Origin of the sequence: Providencia rettgeri (genome assembly GCF_013702265.1) — a bacterium.
In the GTDB taxonomy this organism is placed as follows: Bacteria; Pseudomonadota; Gammaproteobacteria; order Enterobacterales; family Enterobacteriaceae; genus Providencia; species Providencia zhijiangensis.
The window spans coordinates 3,973,110-3,988,176 of record NZ_CP059348.1; the positions used below are offsets into that span (position 1 = coordinate 3,973,110).

Consider the following 15,067-nt stretch of genomic DNA (forward strand, 5'->3'; position numbering starts at 1 on the left):
TATTATTATTAGCTTGGTAATTTAGGCATATCTGCAATTTCATCTTTAGTTGCGCGCCCGAGCAAGGCTTGGGAGGCTTCTAACACATTTTTATTGCAGTAGAGAATTTGATAAATCTGTTCCGTGATTGGCATTTCAACACCGGCACGCTCCGCAAGGGCTTTCACCTCTTTGGTATTGCGATAACCTTCAACCACTTGCCCAATCTCTTTTTCCGCCTCTTCCACACTGACACCATTTCCCAGCATCATACCGAAACGGCGGTTACGGGATTGGTTGTCAGTGCAGGTTAACACTAGGTCGCCAAGTCCTGCCATACCCATAAATGTGGATGGATCAGCGCCCAGTGATACACCTAAGCGGCTCATTTCGGCTAACCCACGAGTGATCAACGCTGTACGTGCGTTTGCGCCGAAGCCCATACCATCGGAGATCCCAGCGCCAATCGCAATGACGTTTTTCACTGCGCCACCAAGTTGCACACCAATCATGTCAGGGTTTTTATAGACACGGAAACTTTTACCGCAATGGAATAATTTTTGTAAATCATCACCAAATTGGCTATCGGATGCGGCGACTGAAATAGCCGTAGGGAGACCGGCTGCAAGCTCTTTGGCGAAAGTTGGCCCAGAAAGCACCGCCAGAGGAATTTCGTTTCCTAATACCTCACGCGCTACATCTTGCAACAAACGTCCGGTATCTCTCTCTAACCCTTTGGTTGCCCAAATAATGCGGGAGCCCGCTTTTAGATACGGTTTGATTTGCTTGAGCACATCACCAAATACATGGCTAGGTACCACAATCAAGATATTCAGGCTCGCTTCAACGGCGCTTTTTAAGTCCGTTTCGAGAGATAAACTATCAGGGAAAGAAACACCAGGTAAAAACGCTTGATTGCTACGTTCTTGGTTTAATTTACGGATGTGTGCTGGGTCATGCCCCCACAACACCACCTGATGACCATTACGTGCAAGAGTAATGGCTAAAGCGGTGCCGTACGAGCCGGCACCGATCACTGTCATTGAAGCAGTATTCATTAAGCGACCTTATTGAACTTCAGGGTTCTGCGCTTGTTCACCTTGTTGCTGCTGTAAGTAATTCATGAACAGTGCATCAAAGTTAACTGGCGCTAAGTTCAATTGTGGGAAAGTACCACGACCCACCATGTTCGTGATAGTTTCACGCGCATATGGGAACAGGATATTCGGGCAATATGCACCTAAGCAATGTGCCATTTGAGTGCCTTCGATGCCATCAATGGAGAACACACCCGCTTGTTGAACTTCACACAGAAATGCAGTTTCTTCGCCCAGAGTTGCGGTAGTTGTCACACGCAGAACAACCTCATATACGCCTTCAGCTAGCTGAGTTGAAGAAGTATCTAAATCTAATTTGATCTCTGGCTGCCACTCTTTTTGAAAGATTTGAGGTGCATTAGGTGCTTCAAATGAAACGTCTTTTGCGTAGATACGTTGAATTTGAAATACCATTTCTGAGTTGTTTTGTTCTGACATAATAATTACCTTACTTCCATATTAGAGTTTCGAGATATATTCAGTTGCCGGCACATTTTTACAGTGCCGGATAATTACTTCTTACCACGAGCCAGTGGTAGGTTTTCACCCGCCCAACCAGCGATCCCTTCTTTCAGGACAAAGACTTTTTCAAAGCCATGATGAGCAAGCTGTTCAGCAGGTTTAGCTGCTTCCATTCCACTTGCAGAAACCATAATCACAGATTTCTGTTTATGTTTTTCCAGCTCACCCAAATTATTATCTTTAATTTCAGATGGTGTTAAGTTAATAGAATCAATAATATGCCCTTTGCGGAACTCTTCGCGAGTACGTAAGTCCACAACAACTGCTTCTTCTTTATTGATCATTGTAATCGCTTGAGTGCGGGCAATGACTTTAGTTTTAGAGAATAGGCTTCTGAAGGTCATCACGACCACGGCAACAAATAACACTATCCAAGTCAGACTAACAAACGTGTTACGACCGACAAATTGCATGATTTCTTGGATCATGGGGGGCAATTACTCCCGTTAGTTAAAAACGAATATCAAAGGGTTCAGAGTATACCTTTGTGCTGAGCTAATTACAGCCAGTTAGCGCAAACTAGAATGTCTTTTTTGCGAAAACACTCGCAGAGTTAACACCTTTTTACTGAAAAAAGAATTTTTTTCTCAAAGCTGTACGCAGGCATTTTAACATAAACATGCTCAGACTAGACTTTGACGCTAAATTAATTCCCATCTAAATAGAGTATAAACAGTAAAATTCAGTGATAATACGCCTATAATTTGACTTAGTATCAAATGGAATAATAGCAATATTCTTAATTTTTAAGCGTTTTTGTGACTATTTTTAAGAGAACACTGGAAAGCACGACTTGCAGATGAAATAATCAGATATTGCATTTAATTGAGGTGATCTATCACAATGGCCCATACATCCCATCGAATAAAGACATTTTTTGTTCGTCAGGCAATGATCCCTGCCCTGCTTGGTTTGGGGTTATTCACTTTGGCGCCTTCTCACGTCGCGCTCGCGAATCAGATCACCGAAAATAAAGGTCAATTAAATGACCTGCTAAAAAGCATTGCTGAAAAAGAAAAAAGCGTTAAAGAACAGCAAACTAAAAAAAGTAATCTCCTTCAGCAGCTCAAAGAGCAAGAACAAAGTATTTCTGCAGCAAGCCGTGACTTGCACCTAACACAAAACCAATTAAAACAGCTAGATAAAGAGATATCCGCCTTATCTAGCAATATCAGTCGGCTGCAAAAGAAAAAAAATGAACAAGAAAAACTGCTTGCTGAGCAGCTAGATGCCGCATTCCGACTTGGTAAACACCAAGGTTTATCACTACTCTTAAAGGGTGAAGAAGGTCAACGGGAAGAACGAATTCTTGCTTATTATGGCTACCTCAACCAAGCCCGTGAAAAGAACATTCTTGATCTGGAAGAAACCACTAAAGAGCTACACGAGCAGAAACAATTAGAACAAAAAAAACAAGCTGAGCAAAAAACAACGCTCACACGCCAACAACAAGAAAAGCAAAAGCTCGATAATGCGCAAGCTTCACGACAAAAAACCTTAACCGTATTAGAAAGCTCATTAAAAGAAGATCAAAAAAACCTCGCGGTCTTAAAGCAGAACGAAGCCAGATTACGCGACAAAATTGCTAAAGCAGAACGCGAAGCTAAAGCACGCGCTGAACGTGAAGCCCGTGAGGCTGCACGTATTCGCGCTCAAGTTGCTGAGAAAGAACGAAAAGCCAAACAAAAGGGCGCCACGTATAAGCCATCTGAAAGTGAGCAATCACTTATGTCTCGAACGGGCGGTTTAGGCCGTCCTGCAGGTCAAGCTATCTGGCCGGTACGCGGTTCCACCCTACATAATTATGGGGATGTGATCTCCAGCGAATTGCGTTGGAAAGGGATGGTGATCGCCGCAAATGAAGGCACCCAAGTTAAGGCTATTGCGGATGGTCGAGTGTTACTCGCTGACTGGCTTCAGGGCTATGGCTTGGTTGTTGTCGTTGAGCATGGTAAAGGGGATATGAGCCTGTATGGCTATAACCAAAGTGCGCTGGTGAATGTGGGACAAGAAGTTCGCGCAGGGCAGCCAATTGCCTTAGTGGGCAGTAGTGGCGGTCAAGAACGCCCTGCACTTTACTTTGAAATTCGCCGACAAGGTAAGACCGTCAACCCTCGCCCATGGCTAGGAAGGTAGCACAATCGTCTTTCGTACTGCCTATAAACGCTAGATTTTCAAAAGCTAAGCTACAAAACGTTAGGAAAATAATTATGTTAAGACACTCGCCGATGAAATTACTGATTAGCCTGCTCCTTATCATGGTCAGCTCTCAGGCGAGTGCCGCCAAACTCGCTATTGTCATTGATGATTTCGGTTACCGAGCTAAAGAAGATAATCAAATCCTAGCGTTACCGGCGGCCATTAGCATTGCTATTTTACCTAACTCACCTCATGGTGCTGAAGTTGCGGCCACGGCCTATCAGCAAGGGCGGGATATTTTAATCCATATGCCCATGAAACCATTGAGTAAACAGCCTCTTGAAAAAGACACTTTGACACCCTCGATGAGTGCTGAAGAAGTTGATCGCATCATCAAAAATGCCATTAGCCGAGTTCCTCACGCTAAAGGAATGAATAACCATATGGGCAGCGAGATGACATCCAGCCTTTCTGGAATGCGCAATGTGATGCGCTCGCTGTCGCAATCGAACCTCTTTTTCTTAGATAGCGTCACGATTGGCAATACACAAGCGTTGAATGCAGCCAAAGAATTCGGTGTTCCCTCTACAAAGCGCAATATTTTTATCGATAATCACCAATCTGAAGAAGAAACCCGTACACAGTTGAATAAAGCCATTGCTTACGCACGTAAACATGGCAGCGCGGTGGCTATTGGTCACCCGCACCCATCAACCGTACGCGCCTTACAAAAATTTATTCCATTAGTTCCTGCGGATGTTGAACTTGTGCCTGTCAGTACACTGGTTGGCTATCAGCCAGCAACTGGCGAACCACGCAAAACTCTCAGAATGCAACCTGAAGGCGTTAATTCAACACTGCCTGCGACAAAGCCTGAGACCAAAACGCCAAGCAAATCAGAGGTAAAACCTCATGAATCAGCCAAACCAACCACAAGTTCTGATTATGCTACGCCAACTCTTGCAGAGCCAGAACTGACCAACAATGCTGCAGAGCAGCAACCTGAAAACGTAGTCAGTCCCGCAGAGTTAGGTATATGCGATATCGAACTGCCATCAACCCGCCTGCAAGGCATTGAGCTACTCATGTTTGTGGTCGAGGCCATTTATCAAGATAAAACCCTACAGCCCCTAATTACAGAAAAGAAAATGCCATAGCAGGTAAGGCTAAAAATAAAAAGGGTTTACAGGCACTTGCCCATAAACCCTTTAAACTCATAAATTAATTCAGCATTAATCCCAGTTTAAAATCACTTTTCCTGACTGCCCTGAGCACATCACATCAAAGCCTTTCTGGAAATCATCAATAGAAAACTCATGCGTAATGATTGGTGATAAATCGAGACCCGATTGCACTAATGTCGCCATTTTGTACCAAGTTTCGAACATTTCACGCCCATAAATTCCCTTGATAAACAGACCTTTAAATATAACTTGGCTCCAGTCTGTTGCCATCGAAGCTGGCGGAATACCTAATAGCGCAATTCTGCCACCGTGGTTCATGGTGTCTAGCATGGTCTGGAAAGCGGCGGGCGCTCCTGAAACTTCTAACGCCACATCAAAACCTTCTTTCATGCCCAGTTCATTCATGACGTCTTTAAGGTTTTCACGGCTCACGTTTACCGCGCGGGTTACACCCATTTTTTTTGCTAATTCAAGGCGATAATCATTCACGTCCGTGATCACCACATGGCGGGCACCAACATGTCGGCAAACCGCTGCCGCCATAATACCGATAGGGCCTGCGCCCGAAATCAACACATCTTCGCCCACTAAATCAAACGATAATGCCGTATGTACCGCATTACCAAATGGGTCGAAAATTGCCGCAATTTCATCGGGAATATTGTCTGGGATTTTAAAGGCGTTAAACGCGGGGATCACTAGATATTCAGCAAAGCATCCCGGGCGATTTACGCCAACGCCAATGGTATTACGGCATAGGTGAGTGCGCCCACCTCGGCAATTACGACAATGACCGCAGGTAATATGCCCTTCACCAGAAACACGGTCACCAATTTTAAACCCTTTAACTTCCTGCCCAATCTCAACAATTTCCCCTATATATTCATGACCCACCACCATCGGAACGGGAATGGTTTTTTGCGACCATTCATCCCAATTGTAGATATGAACATCCGTTCCGCAAATGGCGGTTTTACGGATTTTAATCATCACATCATTGTGTCCCAGTTCCGGTTTCGGAACGTCTGTCATCCATATACCTGGTTCTGCTTTTAATTTGGACAGTGCTTTCATAGGCGACCTTTTATTTATGATTACATTAATTTCATGACCACTTTAATTTCATAACTGTATAAATTTGATAATAAAATCAAATTGATAACTAAATTAATTGAAGCTTTTTGCCAATACGGGTGAATGCATCAACCGCGTGTAAAATATCGGCTTTACTGTGTGCAGCGGACATTTGCGTACGAATTCGCGCTTGCCCCTGCGGAACCACCGGATAGAAAAATCCAGTGACATAAACACCCTCTTTTAATAACTCTGAAGCGAATTGCTGAGCAATTTTGGCATCGCCTAACATCACAGGAATGATGGCGTGGTCGGCGCCTGCTAATGTAAATCCTGCCGCAGACATTTTTTCTCTAAATAACTTCGCATTAGCCCACAATTTCTCACGACGCTCTTGCCCTTCGGTCATCATATCGATCACCTTAATGGACGCGGCAACGATGGCTGGAGCCAAAGAGTTAGAGAATAAGTACGGGCGTGAGCGTTGGCGTAACCACTCGACAACCTCTTTTTTGGCGGCAGTATAACCACCCGATGCACCACCCAGAGCTTTTCCTAATGTGCCAGTGATGATGTCAACACGCCCCATGACGTTACAATACTCATGGCTACCACGACCGTTTTCACCAACAAAACCAACAGCATGGGAGTCATCCACCATAACCAATGCGTTATATTCATCCGCAAGGTCACAAACCGTTTTCAGGTCAGCAATCACGCCATCCATCGAAAACACACCATCCGTCGCAATCAGAATATGACGCGCACCCGCCGCTTTGGCTTCTTCAAGACGCTGTTTTAATTCCGTCATATTGTTATTGCTGTAACGGTAGCGCTGGGCTTTACACAGGCGAACACCGTCAATAATGGAAGCATGGTTTAACGCATCGGAAATAATGGCGTCTTCAGGGCCTAATAGGGTTTCAAAAAGTCCGCCATTGGCGTCAAAGCAAGAGGAATAAAGGATCGCATCTTCCATTCCAAGGAAATCCGCGATTTTCTTTTCAAGAATTTTATGGCTGTCTTGGGTACCGCAAATAAAGCGAACCGATGCCATTCCAAAGCCATGGCTATCCATACCCTGTTTTGCCGCTTCAATCAGCGCGGGGTGATTGGCTAATCCTAAATAGTTATTTGCACAAAAGTTAATAACGCGCTGCCCACCTTGGATTTCAATATCCGCGTCTTGAGAGGTCGTAATAATGCGCTCATGTTTAAACAAGCCCTCAGCTTCTATTTGCACCAATTGTTGTTTAATCTGCTGGTAAAATTGTTCTGACATGATTTGTTCCTGTAAAGAAGTTGTTTACAGAGTTTAATAATAGTCACTGGAACTCGCGATATCTGCGGAGCAAATAAGTTAAGTTTGTAGGCAAGATCACGATAATGCCCTTTGAAGAGGTATGACAACTAGGACAATTATCTGGTCGATATACTGTTGTCTGCACAAAGAGGTGTTATTATAGACCCCAATTTTATATCCATTTATTCTTAACCCACTTGAGGTATTCACGATGATCGTAGTCACTGGCGGAGCTGGTTTTATTGGCAGCAATATTATTAAAGCCCTGAATGAAATGGGTCGCACCGATATTCTGGTGGTGGATAACCTGAAAGATGGTACTAAGTTTGCCAACCTTGTTGACCTCGATATCGCCGATTACATGGATAAAGAAGACTTTATCGTGAGCGTTATTGCGGGTGATGATTTTGGTGATATCGACGCTGTTTTCCATGAAGGTGCTTGCTCATCCACCACTGAGTGGGATGGTAAGTACATGATGGATAATAACTATCAATTTTCTAAAGAACTGCTGCATTACTGTTTAGAACGTGAAATTCCTTTCCTGTATGCTTCCTCCGCAGCGACATACGGCGGACGTAGCGATAATTTCATCGAAGAACGTGAATTTGAAAAACCACTGAACGTGTACGGCTACTCTAAGTTCCAATTTGACCAATATGTCCGCAACATCATGCCTGAAGCGCAATCTCAAGTGTGTGGCTTCCGCTATTTCAACGTTTATGGACCAAATGAAAACCATAAAGGCAGCATGGCGAGTGTGGCTTACCACTTAAACAAACAGATTAATGAAGGGCAAACCCCGAAACTGTTTGAAGGCAGCGACACTTTCCGCCGCGATTTCATCTACGTTGGCGATGTAGCTGCAGTGAATTTATGGTTCTGGGAAAATAACGTCTCTGGTATTTTCAACTGTGGTACAGGTCGTGCGGAATCATTCCAAGCGGTTGCCGATGCCGTCACTGAATTCCATAAAGATAAAAATGTCTCTATCGAATACATTGAATTTCCTGAAAAATTAAAAGGTCGCTACCAGAGCTTCACGCAAGCGGATCTGACTAAACTGCGTGCCGCGGGTTACACTGCACCGTTTAAAACCGTTGCTGAAGGCGTGACCGAATATATGCAATGGCTAAATAAAGACGCGTAATTGTCTTTTATGAAAACCGTTCCTATGAAAACCACGCCTATGAAAACAATACCTATGAAGATACTAGTGATTGGCCCCTCATGGGTAGGGGATATGATGATGTCTCAAAGCCTTTATCGCACGATCAAGGCACTGCATCCTCATGCTCAAATTGATGTGATGGCACCAGATTGGTGCCGTCCGTTATTGGCGAAAATGCCTGAAGTGTCTGAAGCGATTTCCATGCCATTAGGGCATGGAAAGCTCGAAATTGGCGAACGTCGTCAATTAGGCATCAATTTGCGGAAAAATGGGTACGACCAAGCGATTGTTTTGCCTAATTCATTGAAGTCTGCACTGGTGCCATTCTTTGCTAAAATCGCCAAAAGAACGGGATGGCGCGGTGAAATGCGTTATGGGCTGCTCAATGATTTACGCCCATTAGATAAACAAGCATTTCCGCTGATGGTGCAACGCTACGTCGCATTGGCGTATGACAAGCAGCTCATCAAATCTGCCGATGATATTCCCGCCCCGATTTTATGGCCTAAATTAGTCACTGATAAACAGCAAGTTAGCGATACTGTTAGTCAATTTAATATTGATTTTTCTCGCCCAATTATTGGTTTTTGCCCAGGAGCTGAATTTGGCCCTGCAAAACGTTGGCCGCACTATCACTATGCGGCGCTCGCTCAAAAATTAATCCGCGAGCAAGGCTACCAAGTCCTATTATTTGGTTCTCAAAAAGACCATGAAGCGGGTGAAGAAATCCGTCAAAGTTTGACTGACGACGCTCGCAATTACTGCCTTAATTTCGCAGGAAAAACCTCGTTAGAACAAGCTGTTAATCTTATCGACGCTTGCCAAGCCATTGTCAGTAATGATTCAGGTTTAATGCATGTGGCTGCCGCTCTCGATAAACCGTTAGTCGCGCTATATGGCCCAAGCAGCCCTGATTTTACCCCGCCACTGTCTGATAAAGCGGAAGTCATCCGCCTGATCACGGGTTACCACAAAGTGCGTAAAGGTGACGGCGAAAGTGGCTATCACCAAAGTCTGATTGATATTCAACCGCAAATGGTACTCGATGCCCTCACGCGTTTAAATATAGGTATTAAATAATGAGAGTGTTATTAGTAAAAACATCATCTATGGGAGATGTTTTGCACTCTCTACCTGCATTAACTGATGCACAGGCAGCAATACCGAATATTCAATTTGATTGGGTGGTTGAAGAGGGATTTTCTCAAATCCCTACATGGCATAGCGCTGTGAATAAAGTGATCCCTGTTGCAATCCGTCGCTGGCGAAAAAATTGGTTTTCTGCACCAATTCGTGCCGAACGTGCAGAGTTTCGTCGCCAATTACAGGAAACCCACTACGATGCCGTTATCGATGCGCAAGGGTTACTTAAGAGTGCGTTGCTAGTCACTCGCCTTGCTCACGGTTCTAAACATGGTTATGACCGCCATAGTATCCGCGAGCCGATTGCCAGCTTCTTTTACGATCATCGTTATTCCATTAGTAAACAGCAACATGCAGTGGAGCGTATTCGCCAGTTATTTGCTAAAAGCCTTGAGTACACTTGCCCTAGAACCCAAGGAGATTACGCGATAGCTCGCCATTTCTTGCAATCAACCGACGAAACCGAGGCGCCCTATGTGCTGTTTTTGCACTCCACAACCCGCGATGATAAGCATTGGCCTGAGTCTCATTGGCGTGAACTGATTCAGTTAATGAAGGAAACCGGGCTGAGAGTGAAGCTCCCTTGGGGTGCAGAGCATGAGCATCAGCGAGCAATGAGATTAGCCGAGGGTTTTGATTTTGTTGAAGTCTTACCAAAATTAACGCTGGCACAAGTCGCACAACAAATTGCGGATGCTAAAGCGGTGGTTTCTGTCGATACAGGCTTAAGCCATTTAACCGCTGCGCTGGATAAACCGAATTTCACGCTGTTTGGTCCAACAAACCCTGGTTTAATTGGTGGTTATGGGAAAGGCCAAAATGAGATAAAAAGTGTAGATAATAGAATGGATAGCATTAAAGCTGATACTGTATTCCAACAGCTGCACACCGAGTTATAGCCCATATAGCACATTATCTAATAACCTATCTCCTATAAAAATTAAGCGGTCAGATGACCGCTTAATCATTTTTTCACTTCATACAAGATTTATTTTTTCTCTGGGGCAATAAACCCAAAACACATGGTTTTCGACTCAGCATCCGGTTCAGAGCGGTAAATCACATCTTCTTTTTCAATTTTAAATTGTGGCCAGAATTTGCGTACTTTGGCGAAATCTTCGTGGGCACAATCATCATATTTGCGCCCTAATAAAATGGCACCGTGCTCACGAATTTCTGCTTCAGTAATATCACGGTTATACACATTCGGTGGCATATGGTTTTCTAGCGTCCAAGGCTGGATAACATGAGGCCTATCTTGAGCGTAGATAATAAACCATTGGTGTAGGTTATCTTCGCCGCCAACATATTTGACTGGCGTTCCGTAACGTTGATACCAACGTTGTTCACCTTCCGCGATTAAGGTTTTCACGCCAATAAATTTCTGACCCGCTCCGCGAATATTTCCAGCTTGAACAATCAGATAACCGGATACCATTAAGACACCAACTACGGCTAAGCCAATTAATGGTTTTTTCAGTGACTTTTTCGGCATTATAGTAATTGAGCCAACAAACAAAGGCGCACATACCATCATAAATGGCTGTAACCACTCCGTAATTCGCCCGCCATCATGGAACGAGAACCAACCGTAAATCACCGCGAGTGGAAATAAAATAATAAAGTTTGCCATGCGATTCGATAAGGCTTTCGGCCAACCGATTTTTCCGCCACAGCAATATAAGATAATCGCTGCGATAATCAGCGGGTAAAACACGCTCAGAGCGGCTTCGGTGGTATGTAAGTTAAAGCCTGGGTCAATTTGTGAATCTACCCATTTAAAAGCAGAAAAATCACTCGCCATCAACCAAAAGAAGTTTGGCAAAATCATCGAAAACCACAGCGCTATCGCCAGATAAAACACCGGATGGCGATAGCTTTGGCGCGCTTGTTTCACAAAAAGGGTAAGCAAGAAAACAGAGCCGACTAAGGCAAGTGTGGAATATTTCCCCATGGTTGCCAGACCGGCAACTAAAGCAAAAGGTAGCCACCACAGAGGGTTATCTTCGACAGCACGCAGGAAGAAATAAATCACCCAAGGCCAAAATGTCACTAAAATATAGTTATCATTATAAGGAATGATATCGAAATTAATGACACCGGATAAATTCATCATCAGCATCGCAAACCATGCGAGATCGCGACGACCGGTTAATCGGTAGGCAAGTTTCCATACCCCAAGTAACCCAAATCCAATACCGATAAAATGGCTCAAATACCAATAGAAACTATAAGAAATCCCCAAATGGATTGCAGGCCACATCATGGTACCGACAAACCACGGGTTTTTTGGCGATCCCCATTCACCATTCATTCCCCAGTTAACGGCTTCGACCGTATCGTAAGGAACAGTTGGGTCAAAAAAGAAACTCGCAAGGATCCAGGCAATGGCATAGCCAATGATCCAAAGATACACATACTTATTTGAAGTTGGTTGATTGGTTGTCGGCATTCTTTTTTCAGCGAAATTTATCAATAAAGTTAAAGGGAAATACGCATTATTTTACGTCGAGCTTATAGAGGGTTACCCCTCGCTCGGCTGAGTATGCAAAAACGTGACTGGGTAGTTTACTATAGTTTAAACAAAATAATCAGAAATGAGAGAAATTGTCATTACTCATTGTAGTAATATTCAAGTTATCAATATTTTTGCTAAATATTACTGTTCTCTTGGAGGTAAATAAGGTTGCAATAACTTAAGTAAACGCTGTAATGCGCCTTGATTTTCATGCAATACTTCCGCTGCATGACGACCATAATACAGTCGATAATCTTCATCAGACAGTAAACTCGTAACAGCCTGAGCCAGCGATTCGCTATCTGTCACAGTGATCAACCCATCAGCTTGGGTTAACTTCGCACAAATATCTTTAAAATTAAAGGTATGAGGCCCCATCAAAACAGGCAATGCATGCGCAGCTGCTTCAAGTGGATTATGACCACCAGTTTCAACTAAGCTCCCACCAACGAAAGCTATATCTGCAATTCCGTACAGCAACATCAATTCCCCCATCGTATCGCCAATAACTACTTGGGTTTCTAGAGATGGGATAACGCCGCTACTACGACGAATGAAGCTTAGCCCTGCTTTTTGCGTCAGCTCTTCCGCTTTTGCGAAACGTTCTGGATGCCTTGGGACTAAAATGAGTAATAAATTGGGAAATTTTTTCAGCAACTGTTGGTGAGTTTGCAAAACAATGGCTTCTTCACCTTCATGAGTGCTTGTTGCAATCCATACTGGGCGATGTGCAGCCCACTGTCTGCGTAACGTAATCGCTTTAACAGCCAGTTCAGGGGTAACGGAAATATCAAATTTTAAGCTTCCCGTCACTTCTAATTGCTTACGTCTTAACCCTAATTGAATAAAACGTTCACCATCTTCTTGATGCTGAGCAGCCACCATCGTGACATTCTGTAGCATACGCTTCACAAAACTACCGAGCTTTTGATAACCTGCAGCGGAGCGTTCAGATAATCGAGCATTCGCAATAACTAATGGAATATTACGCTTATGCAGCTGGTTGATCATATTTGGCCAGAGCTCCGTTTCCATAATAATCACCAGTTTAGGATCAACTTGATTAAGGAAACGGCTCATAGAGCCGGGTAAATCATAAGGGAGATAAACGTGACTAATATCGTCACCAAATGCTGACTGAACACGTTCTGACCCTGTTGGGGTCATAGTTGTCACCGTGATAGGGAGTGATGGGTAGTGATGGCGCAGTGCACGTACTAACGGTACTGCCGCAAGGGTTTCGCCCACAGAAACTGAGTGTAATAAAATGCCTTTAGGAACAACTTTACCACCACAAAAACCATAGCGTTCCCCCCAGCGTTTGCGATACGCAGGAGCTTTACGGCTACGCAATAATAAGCGTATCCAAATTAATGGCTGGATGAGATAAAGAAGTACCTGATATACACGCAATAACATTCGATCTGATTCACTTACCAAAATTGGCGGTATCTTACCATAAACCATTACTGAAAGTGTGTAGAATCTGTGCCTAAAATGAGACTTAAAATAAATGCATACTTATCAGTGATTGTTGCAAGAGAATGCAATTGCCGTTAATGTGGATTTCACCGTCACTTATTCCTATCGATATATTGGGATAAGCAATAATAAACAAAGAGATAGCAATATCATGACCCATAAAGCTATTTATCCGGGAACCTTTGACCCGATTACCTCTGGACACGTCGATATCGTCACCCGTGCCGCAGCGATGTTTGACCACGTTTTACTCGCTATCGCAAACAGTCAACGCAAAAGTCCTATGTTTAATTTGGAAGAGCGTGTTGAGCTAGCAAAACAAGTTACCGCTCACTTAGGAAATGTTGAAGTAGTTGGTTTTTCTGAGTTAATGGCGAATTTTGCACAGAAAAATAATGCAAATATTTTAATTCGTGGCGTACGTTCAGTGGCGGATTTTGAATATGAGTGGCAGCTGGCTAATATGAACCGCCATTTTGTTCCCGAGCTAGAAACGGTATTTTTACTTCCATCACAAAGCTTATCTTTCGTTTCATCCTCATTAATTAAAGATGTCGCGCTTCATGATGGAGATATTTCGTCGTTTTTACCGCCTGTTGTTGCGGATGCTATGTTGAAAAAACTCAACAAAATCTAGCAATTACTTCTGACATTGAGGGCAATAAAAGGTTGTCCTCTGTCCTTGTTTGATGCTTTCAATCTGGGTTCCGCACACAGAGCACGGCTCGCCTTTTTTTCCATACACAAACAGCTCTTGAGCAAAGTAACCTGGTTTTCCGTCTGACTGTAAAAAATCCTTAAGAGTCGTTCCACCTTGTTCTATTGAACGTTGAAGCACTTTTTTAATCTGTGTGACGAGTTCGGTAATCTCATCAAGTGTCAGGGTGTTAGTTAGCTTTTCTGGGGAGATCCTTGATGCAAAAAGTGCTTCATTCGCATAGATATTCCCTACTCCAACAACGATTTTGTTGTCCATCAACCAAGGTTTGACCGCAACCTTACGTTTAGCTGCTAAATCAAAGAGATATTTAGGATTGAATTCATCGGAAAGAGGTTCAGGGCCTAAATGAGCGAGAACGGAGCTGGACGCTAAATCATCGCACCAAAGCCATGCGCCAAAGCGTCGAGGGTCGGTGTAGCGTAGTACTTTACCATCACGCAAGATAAGGTCTACATGGTCATGTTTCCCTTCTGGTAATTCTTCCGTCAAAATTCGCACACTGCCAGACATTCCTAAATGGACAATAATCCATCCTTTTCGCAGTTCAATAAGCAGGTATTTTGCCCGTCGCTGGACACTAATCACGGTTTCATCAGATAAACGCATGATTTGTTCACTTACTGGCCAACGTAACCGTTCATTACGTACAACGGCATAACTAATTGTATTGCCGACTAAATGTGGTTCAATACCTCGGCGACTGGTTTCAACTTCGGGCAGTTCTGGCATGGTTC

General features: G+C 43.7%; 14 protein-coding genes. 6 read left to right on the plus strand and 8 right to left on the minus strand.

The features are described from left to right. Nucleotides 1-8 precede the first annotated feature (8 nt). From gpsA to H0913_RS18385, 3 genes are all read right to left on the minus strand, one after another. Entirely contained in the window at nucleotides 9-1,037 is a 1,029-nt protein-coding gene (gene gpsA, locus H0913_RS18375; RefSeq protein WP_108479153.1) for an NAD(P)H-dependent glycerol-3-phosphate dehydrogenase, read from the minus strand. 9 nt (nucleotides 1,038-1,046) lie between these two features. After that, nucleotides 1,047-1,514 (minus strand): protein-export chaperone SecB, encoded by a 468-nt coding sequence (secB, locus tag H0913_RS18380; RefSeq protein WP_006660561.1) that lies wholly within the window; start codon nucleotides 1,512-1,514, stop codon nucleotides 1,047-1,049. A gap of 74 nt (nucleotides 1,515-1,588) precedes the next feature. Then, the gene (locus tag H0913_RS18385) at nucleotides 1,589-2,023 is read right to left on the minus strand and encodes a rhodanese-like domain-containing protein (RefSeq protein ID WP_232368854.1); all 435 of its coding nucleotides are present in this window, start codon (nucleotides 2,021-2,023) and stop codon (nucleotides 1,589-1,591) included. Between the two features lie 418 nt (nucleotides 2,024-2,441). On the opposite strand from H0913_RS18385, the gene envC reads away from it, so the two are divergent. After that, the gene (gene envC / locus H0913_RS18390; RefSeq protein WP_036950769.1) at nucleotides 2,442-3,734 is read left to right on the plus strand and encodes a murein hydrolase activator EnvC; all 1,293 of its coding nucleotides are present in this window, start codon (nucleotides 2,442-2,444) and stop codon (nucleotides 3,732-3,734) included. A 74-nt stretch (nucleotides 3,735-3,808) separates the two neighbouring features. Continuing rightward, on the plus strand, nucleotides 3,809-4,894 hold the full coding sequence (locus H0913_RS18395) for a divergent polysaccharide deacetylase family protein (RefSeq protein ID WP_181477734.1): 1,086 nt from the start codon (nucleotides 3,809-3,811) through the stop codon (nucleotides 4,892-4,894). Nucleotides 4,895-4,969: 75 nt separating this feature from the next. On the opposite strand, the gene tdh is transcribed toward H0913_RS18395, so the two are convergent. Then, the gene (gene tdh, locus H0913_RS18400; RefSeq protein WP_181477735.1) at nucleotides 4,970-5,995 is read right to left on the minus strand and encodes an L-threonine 3-dehydrogenase; all 1,026 of its coding nucleotides are present in this window, start codon (nucleotides 5,993-5,995) and stop codon (nucleotides 4,970-4,972) included. An 88-nt stretch (nucleotides 5,996-6,083) separates the two neighbouring features. Further along, entirely contained in the window at nucleotides 6,084-7,277 is a 1,194-nt protein-coding gene (locus H0913_RS18405; protein ID WP_181477736.1) for a glycine C-acetyltransferase, read from the minus strand. A gap of 232 nt (nucleotides 7,278-7,509) precedes the next feature. Here H0913_RS18405 and rfaD point away from each other — a divergent pair, with 232 nt between their 5' ends. Genes rfaD through rfaC form a run of 3 tightly spaced genes read left to right on the plus strand, consistent with a single transcriptional unit; the run spans nucleotide 7,510 to nucleotide 10,511 of the window. Next, nucleotides 7,510-8,448: an ADP-glyceromanno-heptose 6-epimerase gene (gene rfaD / locus H0913_RS18410; protein ID WP_154603313.1), complete on the plus strand. Its 939-nt coding sequence runs from the start codon at nucleotides 7,510-7,512 to the stop codon at nucleotides 8,446-8,448. Between the two features lie 54 nt (nucleotides 8,449-8,502). Beyond that, nucleotides 8,503-9,549, plus strand: a complete 1,047-nt coding sequence (gene rfaF, locus H0913_RS18415) for an ADP-heptose--LPS heptosyltransferase RfaF (protein ID WP_181477737.1) — start codon at nucleotides 8,503-8,505, stop codon at nucleotides 9,547-9,549. Then, nucleotides 9,549-10,511, plus strand: a complete 963-nt coding sequence (gene rfaC, locus H0913_RS18420) for a lipopolysaccharide heptosyltransferase RfaC (RefSeq protein ID WP_181477738.1) — start codon at nucleotides 9,549-9,551, stop codon at nucleotides 10,509-10,511. The genes rfaF and rfaC overlap by 1 nt, the downstream gene beginning before the upstream one ends. Before the next feature lie 89 nt (nucleotides 10,512-10,600). Here rfaC and H0913_RS18425 read toward each other — a convergent pair whose 3' ends face one another. Next, entirely contained in the window at nucleotides 10,601-12,064 is a 1,464-nt protein-coding gene (locus tag H0913_RS18425) for an ArnT family glycosyltransferase (protein WP_181477739.1), read from the minus strand. A 207-nt stretch (nucleotides 12,065-12,271) separates the two neighbouring features. Beyond that, nucleotides 12,272-13,549, minus strand: coding sequence for a lipid IV(A) 3-deoxy-D-manno-octulosonic acid transferase (waaA, locus tag H0913_RS18430; protein ID WP_132497017.1), 1,278 nt, complete (start codon nucleotides 13,547-13,549; stop codon nucleotides 12,272-12,274). A gap of 214 nt (nucleotides 13,550-13,763) precedes the next feature. On the opposite strand from waaA, the gene coaD reads away from it, so the two are divergent. Then, nucleotides 13,764-14,249, plus strand: coding sequence for a pantetheine-phosphate adenylyltransferase (coaD, locus tag H0913_RS18435; protein ID WP_154603309.1), 486 nt, complete (start codon nucleotides 13,764-13,766; stop codon nucleotides 14,247-14,249). Between the two features lie 3 nt (nucleotides 14,250-14,252). Here coaD and mutM read toward each other — a convergent pair whose 3' ends face one another. Beyond that, nucleotides 14,253-15,062: a bifunctional DNA-formamidopyrimidine glycosylase/DNA-(apurinic or apyrimidinic site) lyase gene (gene mutM, locus H0913_RS18440; protein WP_181477740.1), complete on the minus strand. Its 810-nt coding sequence runs from the start codon at nucleotides 15,060-15,062 to the stop codon at nucleotides 14,253-14,255. Between the last annotated feature and the right edge of the window lie 5 nt (nucleotides 15,063-15,067).

Excerpts from the sequence above, each read along its gene's own strand:
- envC (WP_036950769.1), top strand. The coding sequence starts at position 2,442 with ATGGCCCATACATCCCATCGAATAAAGACATTTTTTGTTCGTCAGGCA.
- gpsA (WP_108479153.1), bottom strand. The coding sequence starts at position 1,037 with ATGAATACTGCTTCAATGACAGTGATCGGTGCCGGCTCGTACGGCACC.
- mutM (WP_181477740.1), bottom strand. The coding sequence starts at position 15,062 with ATGCCAGAACTGCCCGAAGTTGAAACCAGTCGCCGAGGTATTGAACCA.
- waaA (WP_132497017.1), bottom strand. The coding sequence starts at position 13,549 with ATGTTATTGCGTGTATATCAGGTACTTCTTTATCTCATCCAGCCATTA.
- secB (WP_006660561.1), bottom strand. The coding sequence starts at position 1,514 with ATGTCAGAACAAAACAACTCAGAAATGGTATTTCAAATTCAACGTATC.
- tdh (WP_181477735.1), bottom strand. The coding sequence starts at position 5,995 with ATGAAAGCACTGTCCAAATTAAAAGCAGAACCAGGTATATGGATGACA.
- rfaC (WP_181477738.1), top strand. The coding sequence starts at position 9,549 with ATGAGAGTGTTATTAGTAAAAACATCATCTATGGGAGATGTTTTGCAC.
- rfaD (WP_154603313.1), top strand. The coding sequence starts at position 7,510 with ATGATCGTAGTCACTGGCGGAGCTGGTTTTATTGGCAGCAATATTATT.
- rfaF (WP_181477737.1), top strand. The coding sequence starts at position 8,503 with ATGAAGATACTAGTGATTGGCCCCTCATGGGTAGGGGATATGATGATG.
- H0913_RS18405 (WP_181477736.1), bottom strand. The coding sequence starts at position 7,277 with ATGTCAGAACAATTTTACCAGCAGATTAAACAACAATTGGTGCAAATA.
- H0913_RS18425 (WP_181477739.1), bottom strand. The coding sequence starts at position 12,064 with ATGCCGACAACCAATCAACCAACTTCAAATAAGTATGTGTATCTTTGG.
- H0913_RS18395 (WP_181477734.1), top strand. The coding sequence starts at position 3,809 with ATGTTAAGACACTCGCCGATGAAATTACTGATTAGCCTGCTCCTTATC.
- coaD (WP_154603309.1), top strand. The coding sequence starts at position 13,764 with ATGACCCATAAAGCTATTTATCCGGGAACCTTTGACCCGATTACCTCT.